Source organism: Streptomyces viridosporus, assembly GCF_002078235.1.
GTDB lineage: Bacteria > Actinomycetota > Actinomycetes > Streptomycetales > Streptomycetaceae > Streptomyces > Streptomyces viridosporus.
Map to the genome: position 1 here is coordinate 15,962 of NZ_MSGP01000141.1, position 19,432 is coordinate 35,393.

Annotated in this window: 11 protein-coding genes; 8 read left to right on the top strand and 3 right to left on the bottom strand. The window is 71.1% G+C overall.

Going from position 1 to position 19,432, the window contains the following annotated elements:
- Positions 1-200 precede the first annotated feature (200 nt).
- Positions 201-3,206, top strand: coding sequence for a bifunctional [glutamine synthetase] adenylyltransferase/[glutamine synthetase]-adenylyl-L-tyrosine phosphorylase (locus B7L92_RS10800; RefSeq protein ID WP_081237208.1), 3,006 nt, complete (start codon positions 201-203; stop codon positions 3,204-3,206).
- Here B7L92_RS10800 and B7L92_RS10805 read toward each other — a convergent pair.
- Both B7L92_RS10805 and B7L92_RS10810 read right to left on the bottom strand, forming a co-directional pair.
- Positions 3,188-4,171, bottom strand: a complete 984-nt coding sequence (locus B7L92_RS10805; RefSeq protein WP_081237209.1) for a phosphatase PAP2 family protein — start codon at positions 4,169-4,171, stop codon at positions 3,188-3,190. The two genes, B7L92_RS10800 and B7L92_RS10805, sit on opposite strands and share 19 nt — an antisense overlap.
- Positions 4,172-4,303: 132 nt before the next feature.
- Positions 4,304-5,338: a LacI family DNA-binding transcriptional regulator gene (locus B7L92_RS10810; RefSeq protein WP_081237210.1), complete on the bottom strand. Its 1,035-nt coding sequence runs from the start codon at positions 5,336-5,338 to the stop codon at positions 4,304-4,306.
- Between the two features lie 421 nt (positions 5,339-5,759).
- Between B7L92_RS10810 and B7L92_RS10815 the strand changes: the two genes are divergently transcribed.
- The 7 genes from B7L92_RS10815 to B7L92_RS10845 all read left to right on the top strand — a co-directional run bounded on the left by B7L92_RS10815 (position 5,760) and on the right by B7L92_RS10845 (position 18,546).
- Positions 5,760-7,031, top strand: coding sequence for an extracellular solute-binding protein (locus B7L92_RS10815; RefSeq protein ID WP_081237211.1), 1,272 nt, complete (start codon positions 5,760-5,762; stop codon positions 7,029-7,031).
- 96 nt (positions 7,032-7,127) lie between these two features.
- Positions 7,128-8,132 (top strand): carbohydrate ABC transporter permease, encoded by a 1,005-nt coding sequence (locus B7L92_RS10820; protein WP_081237212.1) that lies wholly within the window; start codon positions 7,128-7,130, stop codon positions 8,130-8,132.
- Between the two features lie 13 nt (positions 8,133-8,145).
- Entirely contained in the window at positions 8,146-9,063 is a 918-nt protein-coding gene (locus tag B7L92_RS10825) for a sugar ABC transporter permease (RefSeq protein ID WP_081237213.1), read from the top strand.
- A gap of 166 nt (positions 9,064-9,229) precedes the next feature.
- Positions 9,230-10,975, top strand: a complete 1,746-nt coding sequence (locus B7L92_RS10830; protein WP_081237214.1) for a glycoside hydrolase family 13 protein — start codon at positions 9,230-9,232, stop codon at positions 10,973-10,975.
- Positions 10,976-11,141: 166 nt separating this feature from the next.
- Positions 11,142-12,515, top strand: a complete 1,374-nt coding sequence (locus B7L92_RS10835; protein ID WP_081237215.1) for an alpha-amylase — start codon at positions 11,142-11,144, stop codon at positions 12,513-12,515.
- A gap of 207 nt (positions 12,516-12,722) precedes the next feature.
- Positions 12,723-18,134 (top strand): pullulanase-type alpha-1,6-glucosidase, encoded by a 5,412-nt coding sequence (gene pulA / locus B7L92_RS10840; RefSeq protein ID WP_081237216.1) that lies wholly within the window; start codon positions 12,723-12,725, stop codon positions 18,132-18,134.
- Between the two features lie 55 nt (positions 18,135-18,189).
- The gene (locus B7L92_RS10845; RefSeq protein WP_081237217.1) at positions 18,190-18,546 is read left to right on the top strand and encodes a 5-carboxymethyl-2-hydroxymuconate Delta-isomerase; all 357 of its coding nucleotides are present in this window, start codon (positions 18,190-18,192) and stop codon (positions 18,544-18,546) included.
- Between the two features lie 39 nt (positions 18,547-18,585).
- Here B7L92_RS10845 and B7L92_RS10850 read toward each other — a convergent pair whose 3' ends face one another.
- Positions 18,586-19,278: a TetR/AcrR family transcriptional regulator gene (locus tag B7L92_RS10850; protein ID WP_081237218.1), complete on the bottom strand. Its 693-nt coding sequence runs from the start codon at positions 19,276-19,278 to the stop codon at positions 18,586-18,588.
- Between the last annotated feature and the right edge of the window lie 154 nt (positions 19,279-19,432).

Here is a 19,432-nt window from a genome sequence, read left to right on the forward strand (position 1 = left end):
CGGCCGGACGGCTCCCCCTCACCGAAACCGAAAACGGCCCGCGGCGCCACCGAGAGAACGACGGCGCGTCCCCGGGCCGCGAGGGGAGGCACCCGTCCCGGGCCCCGAAGCGGTCGCGGGCCGCCCCGGGGCCGCGGACCGGCACTCCGGCTAGGCTCATGGCCGTACGAGCCTGATCCGAGGCACGAGGGAGGCCGGGGATGACGTCGGCGCCGGGGCGCAGGAGCAGTACCTTCACACGGCTGCTGCGGCACGGCTTCACCGACCCTTCCGCCGCCGAGCGCCTGCTGGACGGCCCCGAGCTGGCGGCCGTGCGCAACGACCCGGTGCTGCTCGAAGCCCTCGGCGCCACCGCCGACCCCGACCTCGCGCTGCTCGGACTCGTGCGGCTGCTGGAGGCGCAGCCCGGTGCCACCGCCCGCCAGGAACTGCTGGACACGCTGATCTCCGCCAAGCCGCTGCGGGACCGGCTCCTCGGTGTGCTCGGCGCCTCCGACGCCCTCGCCGACCACCTCGCCCGGCACCCGAAGGACTGGCAGGCGCTCGTCACCTACGAGCCCCGCGACCTGCACCCGGGCGTCGAGGAGTTCGAGCGCGGCCTCGCCGGTGCCACCGACCCGGTCGCGCTGCGCGTCGCCTACCGGCGCTGCCTGCTGTCCATCGCCGCCCGCGACGTGTGCGGCACCACCGAGGTCGCCGAGACCGCCGCCGAGCTCGCCGACCTCGCCACCGCCACCCTGCGCGCCGCCCTCGCCCTGGCCGGCGCCGCCGCGCCCGAGGACGCCGCGCTGTGCCGGCTGGCGGTGATCGCGATGGGCAAGTGCGGCGGACACGAGCTGAACTACGTCTCCGACGTCGACGTCGTCTTCGTCGGCGAGGCCGTGAACGGGGCCGACGAGGGCAAGGCGCTGCGCGCCGCGACCCGCCTGGCCTCGCACATGATGCGGATCTGCTCCGAGACCACCGTCGAGGGCTCCATCTGGCCCGTGGACGCCAATCTGCGCCCCGAGGGCCGCAACGGGCCGCTCGTGCGCACCCTCGCCTCCCACCTCGCCTACTACCAGCGCTGGGCCAAGACCTGGGAGTTCCAGGCGCTGCTCAAGGCCCGCCCGGTGGCCGGCGACCTCGCGCTCGGCGAGGAGTACGTCGCCGCGCTCCAGCCGCTGGTGTGGCAGGCCGCCGAGCGGGAGAACTTCGTCGCCGACGTGCAGAAGATGCGCCGCCGGGTCGTGGAGAACATCCCCGCCGCCGAGGTCGACCGCCAGCTCAAGCTCGGCCCCGGCGGGCTGCGGGACGTCGAGTTCGCCGTGCAGCTCCTCCAGCTGGTGCACGGCCGCGCCGACGCCTCCCTGCGCAGCGGCACCACCCTCGACGCGCTGAAGGCCCTCGCCGCCGGCGGCTACGTGGGCCGCGCGGACGCCGCCCAGCTCGACGACGCCTACCGCTTCCTGCGCTCCCTGGAGCACCGCATCCAGCTGCACCGGCTGCGCCGCACCCACCTCGTCCCCGAGGACGAGGCCGACCTGCGCCGCCTGGGCCGCTCCCTGGGCCTGCGCACCGACCCGGTGACGACCCTGACCCGGGAGTGGCGGCGGCACGCCGCGGTCGTCCGGCGGCTGCACGAGAAGCTGTTCTACCGGCCGCTGCTCGACGCCGTCGCCCAGCTCGCCCCCGGCGAGACCCGGCTCAGCGCCGAGGCGGCCCGGGAGCGGCTGGTCGCCCTCGGGTACGCCGACCCGGCCGCCGCGCTGCGCCACCTGGAGGCACTGGCCTCCGGGGTGACCCGCAAGGCGGCCATCCAGCGCACCCTGCTGCCCGTGCTGCTCGGCTGGTTCGCGGACTCCGCCGACCCGGACGCCGGTCTGCTGAACTTCCGCAAGGTCTCCGACGCGCTCGGCAAGACCCCCTGGTACCTGAGGCTGCTGCGCGACGAGGGGGCCGCCGCGGAGAACCTGGCCCGGGTGCTGTCCGCCGGGCGGCTCGCCCCCGACCTGCTGATGCGCGCCCCCGAGGCGGTGGCCCTGCTCGGCGACGGGGACGGCGCGGGGCTCAGGCCGCGCTCGCGCGCCCACCTGGAGCAGGAGGTCCTCGCCGCCGTCCGCCGCGCGGACAACGCCGCCCAGGGCGTCACGGCCGCCCGCGGCGTGCGCCGCCGGGAGCTGTTCCGCACGGCCGCCGCCGACATCATCGGCTCCTACGGCACCGAGTCCCAGCCCGCCGAGGCCGACCGGGGCGCCCTGGTGGACCTGGTGGGCGACGCGGTGTCCGACCTGACCGCCGCCACCCTCGCGGGCACGCTGCGCGCGGTGGTCCGGGAGGGCTGGGGGGACACGCTCCCCACCCGGTTCACGATCATCGGCATGGGCCGCTTCGGCGGGCACGAGCTGGGATACGGCTCCGACGCGGACGTCCTGTTCGTGCACGAACCGCGCGAGGGCGCGGACGAGCAGGAGGCGTCCCGGGCGGCGCACAAGGTCGTCGCCGAGATGCGCCGCCTGCTCCAGATCCCGAGCGCCGACCCGCCCCTGCTCGTCGACGCCGACCTGCGCCCGGAGGGCAAGTCCGGCCCGCTGGTGCGCACCCTGAAGTCGTACGAGGCGTACTACCGGCGCTGGTCGCTGGTGTGGGAGCGGCACGCGCTGCTGCGCGCCGAGCCCGTCGCCGGGGACGAGGACCTCGGCCGCCGCTTCACCGAGCTGATCGACCCGCTGCGCTACCCGGCCGGCGGGCTCGACGAGGAGGCGGTCCGGGAGATCCGGCGGCTGAAGGCCCGGATGGAGTCCGAACGGCTGCCGCGCGGCGCCGACCCCAAGCTGCACGCCAAGCTCGGCCCGGGCGGGCTGTCCGACGTGGAGTGGACGGTGCAGCTGCTGCAACTGCGCCACGGCGCCGAGGAGCCGGGGCTGCGCACCACCCGCACCCGGCAGGCCCTGGCCGCCGCCCGCGAGGCCGGACTGGTCCGCGAGGAGGACGCCGCGATCCTCGACGAGGCGTGGGTGCTGGCCACCCGGGTGCGCAACGCGGTCATGCTCGTACGGGGCAGGGCCGGGGACACCTTCCCCACCCAGCCGCGCGAGCTGGCCGCCGTCGGCCGCTACCTGGGCTACGGCCCCGGCCACGCCGGTGACATGCTCGACGCGTACCGGCGTACGGCGCGCAGGGCGCGGGGCGTGATGGAGGAGCTGTTCTACGGGGGCGGTGCCTGACCCGCCGGATCGGCCGGGGCGGGCTCGGAACGGCGGTCGACCGGGACCGGCTCGGCGCGGCGGTCGGCCGGCGCCGCCCCGGAGCGGCTGCGGGGCAGCAGGGGGAGACGCACCGGCAGCGGGCTTCCGCCGCCGTCCGGCACCCGTCTCGGCAGGGTGTGCGGCAGGCTCCCGTACCAGAGCAGGGCCACCCCGTAGCCGAAGGCGAGGCAGAGCACGCCGCCCACCGCGTCCAGCCAGAAGTGGTTGGCGGTCGCGACGATCACCACGAGCGTGGCCACCGGGTACACCAGGCCGAGGACGCGCACCCACGGGACGGTGGCCAGCGCGAAGACCGTCAGGCCGCTCCACACCGACCAGCCGATGTGCATCGACGGCATCGCGGCGTACTGGTTGGACATGTTCTTCAGGTCGCCGGAGGCCATCGAGCCCCAGGTCTGGTGCACCACGACGGTGTCGATGAAGTCCTGGCCGTTCATCAGGCGCGGCGGGGCGAGCGGATACAGGTAGTAGCCGACCAGGGCGATGCCCGTGGTCGTGAACAGGACCAGCCGGGTGGCCGCGTAACGGCCGGGATGACTACGGTAGAGCCACACCAGAACACCCAGCGTCACCACGAAGTGCAGGGTGGCGTAGTAGTAGTTCATGCCGACGATGAGCCAGGTCACCGAGTTCACGGCATGGTTGACGGACTGCTCGACGGCGATGCCGAGCCGCTGCTCCAGCTGCCAGATCCAGTCGGCGTTGCGCAGCGCCTCGGCCTTCTGCTCGGGCACGGCGTTGCGGATGAGCGAGTACGTCCAGTAACTCACCGCGATCAGCAGGATCTCGAACCACAGCCGGGGCCGGCGGGGGGTGCGCGGACGGCGCAGGCGCCCCCGGGCCGTCCCGTCCGCCGAGTCCGCGACGGGGTGCGGAACGGCCTGGTCGTGGCCTTCCGACGTTCTCACCGTCGTGTCACCCATGGGCAAAGAGTCTGCCAGACAGCTTTCCTCCCGTAGATCATCCCCCGGTCGGGTCCGTCCCGCATGTCCGCGTACGGGTCCGGGGCGGCGAACTCCTCCTGCGGGAGGGCCCGGAAGACCGTTCCCTCCACCCTAGGGACGATTTCGTTCCCCGGGGGCCGAAGCGGTCGAACCGCGCACCACCAGCTCCGGCATGAACACGAACTCGCTGTGCGGCGCGGGCGTCCCGCCGATCTCCTCCAGCAGCGTGCGCACCGCGGCCTGACCCATCGCCGGGACCGGCTTGCGGACGGTGGTGAGCGGCGGGTCGGTGAAGGCGATCAGCGGGGAGTCGTCGAAGCCGACCACCGAGATGTCCTTCGGCACGTCCAGGCCGCGCTGCCGGGCCGCCCGTATCGCGCCCAGCGCCATCATGTCGCTCGCGCACACCACCGCCGTGCAGTCGCGGTCCATGAGCGCCGCGGCGGCCGCCTGACCGCCCTCCAGGGTGTAGAGGGAGTGCTGGACCAGCTCGTTCTCCACCGTCTCGGCGCTCAGTCCGAGCTGGTCCTGCACGGTGCGCACGAACCCCTCGATCTTGCGCTGCACCGGCACGAACCGCTTCGGCCCGAGCGCCAGGCCGATGCGGGTGTGGCCGAGGGAGACGAGGTGGGTGACCGCGAGCGCCATCGCCGCCCGGTCGTCGGGGGAGATGAACGGCGCCTGCACCTTCGGCGAGAAGCCGTCCACGAGCACGAACGGCACGCCCCGGGCGCGCAGCCGCTCGTAGCGCTGCATGTCGGCGGTGGTGTCCGCGTGCAGTCCGGAGACGTAGATGATGCCGGCGACCCCGCGGTCCACGAGCATCTCCGTCAGCTCGTCCTCCGTCGACCCGCCGGGGGTCTGGGTGGCGAGCACCGGGGTGTAGCCCTGGCGGGTCAGCGCCTGCCCGATGACCTGGGCCAGGGCCGGGAAGATCGGGTTCTCCAGCTCGGGGGTGATCAGGCCCACCAGACCCTCGCTGCGCTGCCGCAGCCGCACCGGACGCTCGTAGCCCAGGACGTCGAGGGCGGCGAGCACGGACTGACGGGTGGTGGCGGCGACGCCCGGCTTGCCGTTGAGGACGCGGCTGACGGTCGCCTCACTCACCCCCGCCTGAGCGGCGATGTCGGCGAGTCGTGTGGTCACAGCACCGGACTGTAGCGGCCGTGCCCGGCCTTGCCCACCGAACGCACGCCTGCTGCGCGCCGGCGGACGGCCCGCTGTGGGCTGCTGGGTCATCGCGGTCCTCACGTCGTGGTCGGCGCCCGTTCCGCAACGGATGATTCCCCCGGCGGAAAGGGATGGCAAGTGCTTGCAGAGTCTTGCACACCCGTCCGAATCCCCGTAGTACGCCTGGAAAAGCGGGTCGCGCGGCGGTTGAGGAGAGGTCACGACGGCATAACTCTCCGGGCTGCTTGCAAAATTTTTCAGCAAGGTCTTTCGGAACGATTGCACGGCTGTTACGTTCACGTCGCCCGGCGGCCGCAATGGCGCAGTCGGCAAGTCGCGGGGACGGCAGACGGGGCCGCTTCCTGCACCACACGGGCTTAACCCTCAAGGAGAACTCATGCGGCGTGGCATAGCGGCCACCGCGCTGGTGGCGTCCCTCGCCCTCGCGGCGACGGCCTGCGGCGGAGACAGCGACAGCGGCGACAAGGCCGACGGCCCGGTCACCATCACCTGGTGGGACACCTCCAACGCGACCAACGAGGCGCCGACGTACCAGGCCCTGGTCAAGGAGTTCGAGGCCGCCAACAAGGACATCAAGGTCAACTTCGTCAACGTCCCCTTCGACCAGGCGCAGAACAAGTTCGACACCGCCGCCGGTTCCAAGGGCGCCCCCGACGTGCTGCGCTCCGAGGTCGGCTGGACCCCCGCCTTCGCCAAGAAGGGCTTCTTCCTGCCGCTGGACGGCACCGAGGCCCTCGCCGACCAGGACAAGTTCAAGTCCAACCTGATCGAGCAGGCCAAGTACGAGGGCAAGACCTACGGCGTGCCGTTCACCACGGACACCCTGGCCTTCGTCTACAACAAGGAACTGTTCGAGAAGGCCGGCGTCGAGGTCCCGGGGACCTGGGACGAGCTGAAGAAGGCCGCCGCCACCATCAAGGACAAGACCGGCGTCGACGGCTACTGGGGCTCCACCCAGTCCTACTACGCCCAGCCGTTCCTCTACGGCGAGGGCACCGACACGGTCGACGCCGACGCCAAGAAGATCACCGTGAAGTCGGCCGAGGGCAAGAAGGCCTACGGCACCTGGCTGAGCCTGTTCAAGGGCAAGGGCCTGCACAAGGCCGACACCACCGCCGACGCCTACGCCCACATCCAGGACGCGTTCGTCAACGGCAAGGTCGCCTCGATCATCCAGGGCCCGTGGGAGATCACCAACTTCTACAAGGGCTCCGCCTTCAAGGACAAGGACAACCTCGGCATCGCCACCGTCCCGGCCGGCTCCACCGGCAAGGCGGGCACCCCGACCGGCGGCCACAACCTGTCCGTCTACGCCGGGTCCAGCGAGGCGAAGCAGAAGGCCGCGCTGAAGTTCGTGAACTTCATGACCTCGGCCAAGGCGCAGGAGACCATCGCCCTGAAGAACGCCACGCTGCCCACGCGTGACGACGCCTACACCGACCAGGTCAAGGCCGACCCGGGCATCGCCGGCTACCAGACGGTCCTCGAGGCCGCCCAGCCGCGCCCGGCCCTGCCCGAGTACAGCTCGCTGTGGGGTCCGCTCGACGACGAGCTGCCCCAGATCGCCGGTGGCAAGAAGTCCCTGGACAAGGGGCTGAGCGACGCGGAGACCGCGATCGCCAAGCTGGTGCCGGACTTCAGCAAGTAATGCCCGCGTGGCCGCCGGACCCGCTTCCAGGAGGGGAGGGTCCGGCGGCCACCGGCCGTGTGCCGTACTCCTTGATCATCCAGAAGGTGCCGAACCATGACAGTCGCCATCGACCGCGCGACCGGCAAGCGCCGCGGTGACCGTGCGCCCCGCCCCGGGCTGGGCCGCCGCCTGAAGCACGCGTACCAGAAGCACTGGTACGCCTACGCCATGATCGCGCCGGTGGCCGTCGTGCTCGGCGTCATCGTGCTGTATCCCCTGGCGTACGGCTTCTACCTCACGCTCACCGACGCGGACAGCCTCAACTCGGCCCGCACCATCGGTGTCAACGAGATCGCGGCCACCTACAAGTTCATCGGCCTGGACAACTACGCCGACATCCTGTGGGGCGAGACGGCCTACGACCGCTTCTGGTCCAAGTTCCTCTGGACGATCGTGTGGACGGCGGCCTGTGTCGCCCTGCACTACGGCATCGGCCTGGGCCTCGCCCTGCTGCTCAACCAGAAGCTGCGCGGCCGCACCCTCTACCGGCTGGTCCTCATCCTGCCGTGGGCCGTGCCGACCTTCGTCACCGTCTTCGGCTGGCGCTTCATGCTGGCCGACGCCGGCATCATCAACTCCGGCCTGGACGCCCTCGGCCTGCCGACGCCGCTGTGGCTGGAGGACACCTTCTGGCAGCGGTTCGCCGCGATCATGGTCAACACCTGGTGCGGTGTGCCGTTCATGATGGTCTCCCTGCTCGGCGGGCTGCAGTCCATCGACGCCAGCCTGTACGAGGCGGCCGAGATGGACGGCGCGAACGCCTGGCAGCGGTTCCGCCACGTCACCCTGCCCGGGCTGCGCTCGGTCAGCTCCACCGTGGTGCTGCTCGGCGTCATCTGGACCTTCAACCAGTTCGCCATCATCTTCCTGCTGTTCGGCAACACCGCCCCGGACGCCCAGATCCTCGTGACCTGGGCCTACCAGCTGGGCTTCGGACAGCAGCCGCGCGAGTTCGCCGAGTCCGCGGCCTACGGCATGCTGCTGCTGGCCATCCTCGTCGTCTTCACCTCCTTCTACCGCCGCTGGCTGAACCGCAATGAGCAGCAGCTCGCGATCTGAGGCAGGAGTCCCCATGAGCACCCTCGACCGCCCCCTGTCCGCCGAAGTGAAGGGCGCGTCGGCTGAGGCGACCACCCCCCGGCGCCCCAAGGTCCGCCGGCGCGGCGAGAGCAGCCCCCTGGTGAGGCTCACCTCGCACGGCGTCCTGACCGTCGCGAGCCTGATCGCGCTCTTCCCGGTCGCCTGGCTGGTCTTCCTGTCCCTCGGCCCGGACAAGGACGACTATCTGCGCCCCGGCGCCATCTGGGGCAAGATGACGCTCGACAACTACGCGTTCGTCCTGCAGAACACGAACTTCTTCGACTGGCTGAAGAGCTCGCTGATCGTCTCGCTCGGCACCACGGTCATCGGCGTCCTGGTCGCCGCCACCACCGGCTACGCCGTCTCGCGCATGCGGTTCCCGGGGTACAAGAGGTTCATGTGGGTGCTCCTGCTCACCCAGATGTTCCCGGTGGCCGTCCTGATGGTCCCGATGTACCAGATCCTCTCGGACCTGCAGCTCATCGACACCTATCTTGGACTCATCCTCGTCTACTGCTCGACGGCGGTGCCGTACTGCGCCTGGCTGATGAAGGGCTACTTCGACACCATCCCGTTCGAGATCGACGAGGCGGGACGGGTCGACGGGCTGACCCCCATCGGCACGTTCGTGCGGCTGATCCTGCCGCTCGCCAAGCCCGGGCTGGCGGTCGCCGCGTTCTACAGCTTCATCACCGCGTTCGGCGAGGTCGCCTTCGCCACGACGTTCATGCTCGACGACAAGAAGTACACGCTCGCCGTCGGTCTGCAGAGCTTCGTCAGCGAGCACGACGCGCAGCGCAATCTCATGGCCGCCACCGCGGTCCTGATCGCGATACCCGTCTCCGCGTTCTTCTACCTGGTGCAGAAGAACCTGGTGGCCGGCCTCACCGCCGGCGGCACGAAGGGATGACCCCCTTCGTACGGCGACTCCCGCGCGCCTGACCGCGCGGGTGGGCGGCCGCGGTGCCCTCCTCGCCCGTCCGGGCGAGGAGGGACCTCCAGACCCCGCTGACACCGCGGCCGCCCCGTCTCCGGCCCCCACTCGCCTCCCTGTCCGCACTCGTACCAAGGACGACATGAGCCAGCAGCACTCCACCGCCCCGGCCCCGACCCCCACGACCGACGCGGCCCTCGCCACCGTCGACAGGCGCCGCGACTGGTGGCGGGACGCGGTGATCTACCAGGTGTACCCGCGCAGCTTCGCCGACAGCAACGGCGACGGCATGGGCGACCTGGAAGGCATCCGCTCCCGCCTGCCGTACCTGCGCGACCTCGGCGTGGACGCCGTGTGGCTCAGCCCCTTCTACGCCTCCCCGCAGGCCGACGCCGGCTACGACGTCGCCGACTACCGCGCCGTCGACCCCATGTTCGGCACCCTGCTGGACGCGGACGCGCTGATCCGGGACGCCCACGAACTGGGCCTGAGGATCATCGTCGACCTCGTCCCCAACCACTCCTCCGACCAGCACGAGTGGTTCAAGCGGGCCCTCGCCGAGGGACCCGGATCGCCGCTGCGGGACCGCTACCACTTCCGGCCCGGCAAGGGCGAGAACGGCGAGCTGCCGCCCAACGACTGGGAGTCGATCTTCGGCGGCCCGGCCTGGACCCGGGTCACCGAGCCCGACGGCACGCCCGGCGAGTGGTACCTCCACCTCTTCGCCCCCGAGCAGCCCGACTTCAACTGGGAGCACCCGGCGGTCGGCGACGAGTTCCGCTCGATCCTCCGCTTCTGGCTGGACATGGGCGTGGACGGCTTCCGCATCGACGTCGCCCACGGCATGGTGAAGGCCGAGGGCCTGCCGGACCTGGGCTCCCACGACGAGCTGAGGCTGCTGGGCAACGATGTCACCCCGTTCTTCGACCAGGACGGCGTGCACGACATCTACCGCCAGTGGCGGCTGATCCTCGACGAGTACTCGGACGCACTGTGGCCCGAAGGGCCTTCCGAAGAAGGGCGGGGGCGGGAGACGGGTGGGCGCATCTTCGTCGCCGAGGCCTGGACCCCGACCGTGGAGCGCACCGCCAACTACGTGCGCCCCGACGAGCTGCACCAGGCGTTCAACTTCCAGTACCTGGGCACCCACTGGGACGCCGCGGAACTGCGCGAGGTCATCGACCGCACCCTGGAGTCGATGCGCCCGGTCGGCGCCCCCGCCACCTGGGTGCTGTCCAACCACGACGTCACCCGGCACGCCACCCGCTTCGCCAACCCGCCCGGCCTCGGCACCCAGATCCGCCTGGCCGGCGACCGTGAGCTGGGGCTGCGCCGGGCCCGCGCGGCGACGCTGCTGATGCTGGCGCTGCCCGGTTCGGCGTACGTCTACCAGGGCGAGGAACTCGGCCTGCCGGACGTCGTGGACCTGCCGGACGAGGTGCGCCAGGACCCGGCGTACTTCCGGGGCGCGGGCCAGGACGGCTACCGCGACGGCTGCCGGGTCCCGATCCCGTGGACGCGCGAGGGCTCGTCGTACGGCTTCGGCGACGGCGGCAGCTGGCTGCCGCAGCCGGAGGGCTGGGGCGAGCTGAGCGTCCAGGCGCAGACCGGCGTGCCCGGCTCGACACTGGAGCTGTACCGGGCCGCGCTGGCCGTGCGCCGGGCCCACCCCGACCTGGGCGCGGGCGACGCGGTGGAGTGGCTGCGGGCCCCCGAGGGCGTCCTCGCCTTCCGGCGCGGGGAGTTCGTGTGCGTCGCGAACACCACGGGGGAGCCGGTGACGGTCCCGGCGCACGGGCGGGTGCTGATCGCCAGCGGTGAGGTGGCCGTGGCGGACGGCGAGGCGCGGGTCCCGGCCGACACCACCGTGTGGTGGACCACCGGCTGAGGCCGCCCGGCCCACAACTTTTTCCTACAAGTCGGTACGGCCCGCTGCCCTTTCGGGTGGCGGGCCTTTAACATCTGCGTTGCCGCAAGGTTGCCGAAGTTTGCTGCAAGAAGCTTCAGGCCCCCTTCGGCGATCCCCACACCCTTCGATGAAGAAGGAACCCCACATGGCACGCAGAACCCTCGCCGGAGCCGTCGCCCTCGCGGCCGCCTCGGTTGTCATGACCCCGACTGCGGCGGAGGCCTCGCCCCCGGGCACCAAGGACGTCACCGCGGTGCTCTTCGAGTGGAACTTCGCCTCGGTCGCCCGCGAGTGCACCACCACCCTCGGCCCCGCCGGGTACGGGTACGTCCAGGTCTCGCCGCCCGCCGAGCACATACAGGGCGCGCAGTGGTGGACGTCGTACCAGCCGGTGAGCTACAAGATCGCCGGGCGCCTCGGCGACCGCACCGCCTTCCGGAACATGGTGAACACCTGCCACGCGGCCGGGGTGAAGGTCGTCGTCGACACCGTCATCAACCACATGTCCGCGGGCAACGGCACCGGCACCGGCGGCTCGTCGTACACGAAGTACGACTACCCCGGCCTGTACTCGTCGTACGACTTCGACACCTGCCGCTCGGAGATCAACAACTACCGGGACCGCTGGAACGTCCAGAACTGCGAGCTGGTCGGCCTCGCCGACCTCGACACCGGCGAGGAGTACGTCCGCAGGACCATCGCCGGGTACATGAACGACCTGCTCTCCCTCGGCGTGGACGGCTTCCGCATCGACGCGGCCAAGCACATGCCGGCCGCCGACCTGGCGAACATCAAGTCCCGCCTGACCAACCCCGGCGCGTACTGGAAGCAGGAGGTCATCCACGGCGCCGGCGAGGCCGTCCAGCCCACCGAGTACACGGGCAACGGCGACGTGCAGGAGTTCCGCTACGCCTACGACCTCAAGCGGGTCTTCAACAACGAGAACCTCGCCTACCTGAAGAACTACGGCGAGGGCTGGGGCTACATGAACAGCTCCGTCTCCGGCGTCTTCGTCGACAACCACGACACCGAGCGCAACGGCTCCACCCTCAGCTACAAGGACAACGCCCACTACACCCTGGCCAACGTCTTCATGCTGGCCTGGCCGTACGGCGCCCCGGACATCAACTCCGGCTACGAGTTCTCCGACCACGACGCCGGACCGCCGAACGGCGGCCAGGTGAACGCGTGCTGGCAGAACGGCTGGAAGTGCCAGCACGCCTGGCCGGAGATCAAGTCCATGGTCGCCTTCCGCAACGCCACCCGGGGCCAGGCGGTGACCAACTGGTGGGACAACGGCGGCGACGCGATCGCCTTCGGCCGGGGCAACAAGGGCTTCGTGGCCATCAACCACGAGTCCGGCTCCCTGACCCGCACCTACCAGACCTCCCTCCCGGCGGGCACGTACTGCAACGTGCAGAACAACACGACGGTGACGGTGAACGGTTCGGGGCAGCTGACGGCCACGCTGGGCTCGAACACGGCCCTCGCGGTGTACGCGGGCAAGTCGTCCTGCTGAACGCGCGCCGGTCGCACCGCCCTTCGCGGCGCGGCGCGACCGGCGTCCCGAACCCGCAAGTCCTTACCGTTACTTTCACAACCCTTGCTGTAAAGCTTTCAACGGCGGTACGGTCGCGCCCGGCGCCCCGGTGACATGGCCGGAACAGGCCGTGCCGTGGCGCGGGGCCGGACCCCAATGAGCCGTAATCGCAAGGAGTTCACGCCTGTGACACCCAGATGGCCCGCGCCCCCGGGGCGCCGCACCGCGCGAGGCAGACGCGTCGCCGCCGTCACCGCGGCCGCACTCGCCGCCGCCCTCGTACAGCCCCTCGCCGCCGAGGCGGCCACGCCGCCCGCGCCGCCCTCGGACGCGAAGCTGGCGAAGTCCCCCGCGCGCCACGACCTGACCCGCGAGCAGTTCTACTTCGTCCTGCCGGACCGTTTCGCCAACGGCGACGCGAGGAACGACCGCGGCGGACTGACCGGTTCGCGCCTCACCACCGGGTACGACCCCACCGACAAGGGCTTCTACCAGGGCGGCGACCTCAAGGGCCTCACGCAGAAGCTCGACTACATCAAGGGGCTCGGCACCACCGCCATCTGGCTGGCACCGATCTTCAAGAACCAGCCCGTGCAGGGCACCGGCAAGGACGCCTCCGCCGGCTACCACGGGTACTGGATCACCGACTTCACCCAGGTCGACCCGCACTTCGGCACCAACAAGGACCTCGAGACCCTCATCGACAAGGCCCACGCCAAGGGCATGAAGGTCTTCTTCGACGTCATCACCAACCACACCGCCGACGTCGTCGACTACGAGGAGAAATCCTACGACTACCTCTCCAAGGGCGCCTTCCCCTACCTGACCGAGGACGGCGAGCCCTTCGACGACGCCGACTACGCCGACGGCGCGAACAAGTTCCCGCGCCCGGGCGCCGACTCCTTCCCGCGCACCCCGGTCGTCCCCGCCGCGAAGAAGAACGTCAAGGTCCCGGCGTGGCTCAACGACCCGGCGATGTACCACAACCGGGGCGACTCCACCTTCGCCGGGGAGTCCAGCGAGTACGGCGACTTCTCCGGCCTCGACGACCTGTGGACCGAACGTCCCGAGGTCGTCAGCGGCATGGAGAAGATCTACCAGCGGTGGGTCAAGGACTTCGACATCGACGGCTTCCGGATCGACACCGTGAAGCACGTGAACATGGAGTTCTGGACCCAGTGGGCCACCGCCCTGGACGCCTACGCGGCCAAGCGGGGCCGGGAGGACTTCTTCATGTTCGGCGAGGTCTACTCCGCCGACACGGACGTCACCGCCCCGTACGTCACCCGGGGCCGCCTCGACGCCACCCTCGACTTCCCGTTCCAGGAGGCGGCCCGCCAGTACGCCTCCCAGGGCGGCAGCGCCGGGAAGCTCGCGGCCGTCTTCGGCGACGACTACAAGTACACGACCGACAAGGCCAACGCCTACGAGCAGGTCACCTTCCTCGGCAACCACGACATGGGCCGCATCGGGACGTTCCTGAAGCAGGACAACCCCGGGGCGTCCGACGCCGACCTGCTGAAGAAGGGCATGCTCGCCAACGAGCTGATGTTCCTCAGCCGCGGCAACCCGGTCGTCTACTACGGCGACGAGCAGGGCTTCACCGGCGCCGGCGGCGACAAGGACGCCCGCCAGACCCTGTTCGCCTCCCGTACGGCCGACTACCTCGACGACGACCTGATCGGCACCGACCGCACCCACGCCGAGGACGCCTACGACACCCGGTCGCCGTTCTACCGGCAGATCAGCGCCCTCGCGAAGCTGCGCAAGGACCACCCGGCCCTCACCGACGGCATCCAGCAGGAGCGCCACGCGGCCGACGGCCCGGGCGTCTACGCCTTCTCCCGCACCGGCACCGGCAAGGACACCACCGAGTACGTGGTCGCCTTCAACAACGCCGACGAGGCGAAGAAGGCCACCTTCGCCACCGGTTCCGCCCGGATGACCTTCCGCGGCATCCACGGCACCGACGCCTCCGTGACCAGCGACGCCGACAAGAAGATCACCGTGACCGTCCCGGCGGGCTCGGCGATCGTCCTCAAGGCGTCCGGCCCGCTCGCCCAGCCGGCCGCCGGGCCCACGATCGCCCTGAAGGCCCCGGAGGCGGGCGCCACCGGCACCGTCGAGCTCACCGCCGAGGTCGGGGGCGGACAGCTCAACCGGGTCGTCTTCGCCGCCCAGACCGGCAACGGGACGTGGCGGACCCTCGGCTCCGCCGACCACGCCCCCTACAAGGTCACCCACACCATCGGCGAGGACGTGCCCGCCGGCACCGCCCTGCGCTACAAGGCCGTCGTGATCGACTCGGCCGGCCGCACCGCGAGCGCCCTGGCCGCCTCCACCACCGGCACCCCGCCCGTGGCGGAGCCGCCCACCGCCGCCTCCCGCGACTACGCGATCGTCCACTACCGGCGCGCGGACGGCGACTACGACGACTGGGGCCTGTACGCCTGGGGCGACCTGGCGGAGGGCGAGGCCACCGAGTGGCCCGAGAGCCACCCCTTCACCGGCCGCGACGCCTACGGCGCCTTCGCCTACGTCAAGCTCAGGCCGGGCGCCTCGGACCTCGGCTTCCTGGTGATCGACGAGGACGGCACCAAGGACGTCCCCACCGACCGCACCATCGACCTCACCAGGACCGGCGAGATCTGGATCGAGCAGGGCGAGGAGACCGTCCTCACCGAGCGCCCCGAGTACCCGGCGCAGGACAAGAGCAAGGCGGTGCTGCACTACCACCGCGCCGACGGGGACTACGACGGCTGGGGTCTGCACGTGTGGACCGGCGCCGCGCACCCCACCGACTGGTCGAACCCCCTGAAGCCGGTGAAGACTGACCCGTATGGCGCGGTCTTCGAGGTGCCGCTCACCGAGGGTGCCACCAGCCTCAGCTACATCGTCCACAAGGGCGACGAGAAGGACCTGCCGTCCGACCAGTCGCTCGACCTCAGGGCGAACGGCCACGAGGTGTGGCTGGTGAGCGGCCAGGAGAAGTACCTGCTGCCGCAGCCCGCCGGCTCCGCGGCCGCCCTCGACCTGGCCACCTCCAAGGCGGTCTGGATCGACCGGGACACCCTCGTCTGGGACGGCTCCGACACCGCCGCCTCCACCCAGCTCCTCGCCTCCCGCACCGGCTCGATCAAGGTGCAGGACGGCACGCTCACCGGTGCGGACCAGCGCTGGCTCCGGCTGTCGAGGACGTCCCTCACCGACGCCCAGAAGAAGAAGTTCCCGCACCTGGAGGACGGCACCGCCTGGACCGTCGACCCGCGCGACCGGGACCGGGTGCGCGAGGCCCTGCGCGGCCAGGTCGTGGCCTCCCAGCGGGCCGCGAACGGCGCCGTGCTCGCGGCGACCGGCGTGCAGATCGCCGGCGTCCTGGACGACCTCTACGCCGGCCGCGCCACGAAGGCGGAGCTCGGCCCGGTGTTCCGCCACGGCCGCCCCACCCTCTCCGTGTGGGCGCCGACCGCGCAGCAGGTCTCCCTGGAGATCGGCGGCTCCACGGTCCGCATGCGGCGCGACGACGCCACCGGCGTCTGGTCCGCCACCGGCCCGGCCTCCTGGAAGGGCAAGCCCTACCGGTACGCGGTGAAGGTGTGGGCGCCCACCGCCCGGCAGATCGTCACCAACAAGGTCACCGACCCCTACTCGGTGGCCCTGACCACGGACTCCGAGCGCAGCCTCGTCGTCGACCTCGGCGACCGGAGCCTCGCCCCCAAGGGCTGGGCGTCGCTCGAGAAGCCGAAGGCCGTGCCGCTGAAGGACGCCCAGATCCAGGAGCTGCACATCCGGGACTTCTCCGTGGAGGACCGGACGGCGAAGCACCCCGGCACCTACCGGGCCTTCACCGACCGGGACAGCGACGGCTCGAAGCACCTGCGGGAGCTGGCGAAGGCCGGCACCTCCCACGTGCACCTGCTGCCCGCCTTCGACATCGCCACCATCCCCGAGAGGAAGTCCGACCAGGCCACCGTCGACTGCGACCTCGCCTCCCACCCGGCCGACTCCGCCGAGCAGCAGAAGTGCGTGGCGAAGACGGCCGCCGAGGACGCCTACAACTGGGGCTACGACCCGTACCACTACACGGTCCCCGAGGGCTCCTACGCCACCGACCCGAACGGCACCGCCCGCACGGTCGAGTTCCGCGAGATGGTCAAGGCGCTCAACGAGGACGGCCTGCGCGTCGTGCTGGACGTCGTCTACAACCACACCGCGGCGAGCGGGCAGGAGAGGACGAGCGTCCTCGACCGGATCGTGCCCGGCTACTACCAGCGGCTGCTGGCCGACGGCTCGGTCGCGAACAGCACCTGCTGCGCCAACACGGCCCCCGAGAACGCCATGATGGGCAAGCTGGTCGTCGACTCCGTCGTCACCTGGGCCAAGGAGTACAAGGTCGACGGCTTCCGCTTCGACCTCATGGGCCACCACCCGAAGGACAACATCCTCGCCGTGCGCGAGGCCCTCGACGCGCTGACCCTGGAGAAGGACGGCGTCGACGGCAAGAGGATCATCCTGTACGGCGAGGGCTGGAACTTCGGCGAGATCGCCGACGACGCCCGCTTCGAGCAGGCCACGCAGCGGAACATGGCCGGCACCGGCATCGCCACCTTCTCCGACCGGGCCCGTGACGCCGTGCGCGGCGGCGGTCCCTTCGACGAGGACCCCGGCGTCCAGGGCTTCGCCTCGGGCCTGTTCACCGACCCCAACTCCTCGAAGAGCAACGGCACCGAGGCCGAGCAGAGGGCCCGCCTCCTGCACTACCAGGACCTCATCAAGGTGGGCCTGAGCGGCAACCTCGCCGACTACCGCTTCACCGACACCAGTGGCAAGGAGGTCAAGGGCTCCCAGGTCGACTACAACGGCTCGCCCGCCGGTTACGCGGACGCCCCCGGCGACGCCCTCGCCTACGCCGACGCGCACGACAACGAGTCGCTGTTCGACGCGCTCGCCTTCAAGCTGCCGAAGGACACCTCGGCCGCGGACCGCGCGCGGATGCAGGTCCTCGCCATGGCGACGGCCACCCTCTCGCAGGGACCGGCCCTCTCCCAGGCGGGCACCGACCTGCTGCGCTCCAAGTCCCTGGACCGCAACTCCTACGACAGCGGCGACTGGTTCAACGCCATCCACTGGAACTGCGCGGACGGCAACGGCTTCGGCCGCGGACTGCCGCCGGCCGCCGACAACGAGGACAAGTGGCCCTACGCCAAGCCGCTGCTGGGCGCGGTGCAGGTCGGCTGCCCGCAGATCGAGGGCGCCTCGGCCGCGTACCGGGACCTGCTGAGGATCCGTACGACGGAGAAGGCCTTCTCCCTCGACACGGCCGCGCAGGTGCAGTCCCGGCTCTCCTTCCCGCTGTCGGGGAAGGACGAGACACCCGGCGTGATCACCATGACCCTCGGTGACCTCGTGGCGGTCTTCAACGCCACGCCCGAGCAGCAGGAACAGCGCGTCGCCGGGCTCGCCGGGACGGACCACCGCCTGCACCCGGTGCAGGCCGCGGGCGGGGACGCGGTGGTGAAGACCTCGTCCTACGCGAAGGGGACCGGCACGTTCACCGTGCCGGCGCGCACGGTCGCCGTGTTCACCGCGGCCGGCTGACCCGGCCGGGGACTGCGGTTAGGGTGAGCCCTTCCGACCTGGAACGGGAGGGCTCATGCCGCAGATCACCGTCGACTACTCCGAGCGACTGGCGGACGGTTTCGACCGGTCCGCCTTCGCGCGGGACCTGCACACCGCCGTCGTCGAGATCGCGGCCGCCAGACCGCCGGCGTGCAAGACGCAGTTCCGCAGGACCGAGGACACCGTGGTCGGCCCCGACACCGAGGGGCACGCCGTCGTGCACGTCACCCTGGGGCTGCTCGCGGGCCGCACCGAGGAGACCAAGGTCCGGCTCACCGAGGCGGTGCTGGAGCTGCTGCGGCGGCACGTGAAGCCGGCCGAGGGGCTGATGCTGCACGCCTCCGCCGAGGTGCGCGAACTGGACGCCTCGTACCGCAAGTACGAGGAATAGGCCGAGGAGCGGGAGGAGCGGGGGAGCGGGGGCTCCGCGTCAGGACGCCAGGGAGATCAGCCGGGCGGCGAGGTCGGTGAACGGCCCGTCGCCCGGCTCGCTCTTGAGCAGGTCGCGCAGCAGCGCGGCCAGTTCCTCGTCGTGGGCGGCGGCGACGGCGGCGAGCGCGGCGAAGTCCTGCACGAGCTGGGTCTCCAGTTCGGCGCGCGGGACGCGCCGCCCGTCCAGCCAGATCAGCGCCGTGGACTCCACGAGCGAGATCCAGGAGCGGACGACCAGTTCCAGTCGGGCCGGAACCGGGTCCACCACGCCCATGTGCGCCAGCATCTGGTCGTACGCGGCCTGCCGCACGGAGTCGATCAGCGCGTTGGTGGCCGAGGAGCCGACCGCCGGGCCGCCGCGCATCAGGGCGGAGAAGCCGGGACCGTGCTCGTCGACGAAGTCGAAGAACCGCGCCATCACCCGCCGCAGCCGCGTCCCCAGCGGGCCCTCGTGCGGCTCGGCGAACCGGGAGGCCAGGTCCTCCGCGGCACGCTTCAACGCCGCTTCGTACAGGCTGAGTTTGCCGGGGAAGTAGTGGTAGACCAGCGGGCGGGAGATGCCCGCCGCCGACGCTATCTCGTCGATGGAGACCTCGTCGGGCGAACGACGGCTGAACAGTTCGAGGGCGACGCCGATCAACTGCTGCCGCCGCTCCTCGACTCCCATCCTGCGGCGTACCCCGGTAGTCATGTGCACACTTTACCGATCTGGTTCGGCCTTGAACGATCCGGACCTGTCGGCGGTGCACCCGGTCACCGCAGCCCGCTGATCGACCGTCCGTCCTCCAGTGTGCCCTTGAGGTCCGCGCCGGGCACCCCGCTCGGCGCGGACCTCAAGGGCACAC

What these genes read in the sequence shown, in the direction of transcription:
- B7L92_RS10800 (WP_081237208.1), top strand. Translation starts at nt 201, where the DNA reads ATGACGTCGGCGCCGGGGCGCAGGAGCAGTACCTTCACACGGCTGCTG.
- B7L92_RS10815 (WP_081237211.1), top strand. Translation starts at nt 5,760, where the DNA reads ATGCGGCGTGGCATAGCGGCCACCGCGCTGGTGGCGTCCCTCGCCCTC.
- B7L92_RS10835 (WP_081237215.1), top strand. Translation starts at nt 11,142, where the DNA reads ATGGCACGCAGAACCCTCGCCGGAGCCGTCGCCCTCGCGGCCGCCTCG.
- B7L92_RS10805 (WP_081237209.1), bottom strand. Translation starts at nt 4,171, where the DNA reads ATGGGTGACACGACGGTGAGAACGTCGGAAGGCCACGACCAGGCCGTT.
- B7L92_RS10850 (WP_081237218.1), bottom strand. Translation starts at nt 19,278, where the DNA reads ATGACTACCGGGGTACGCCGCAGGATGGGAGTCGAGGAGCGGCGGCAG.
- B7L92_RS10830 (WP_081237214.1), top strand. Translation starts at nt 9,230, where the DNA reads ATGAGCCAGCAGCACTCCACCGCCCCGGCCCCGACCCCCACGACCGAC.
- B7L92_RS10820 (WP_081237212.1), top strand. Translation starts at nt 7,128, where the DNA reads ATGACAGTCGCCATCGACCGCGCGACCGGCAAGCGCCGCGGTGACCGT.
- B7L92_RS10845 (WP_081237217.1), top strand. Translation starts at nt 18,190, where the DNA reads ATGCCGCAGATCACCGTCGACTACTCCGAGCGACTGGCGGACGGTTTC.
- B7L92_RS10825 (WP_081237213.1), top strand. Translation starts at nt 8,146, where the DNA reads ATGAGCACCCTCGACCGCCCCCTGTCCGCCGAAGTGAAGGGCGCGTCG.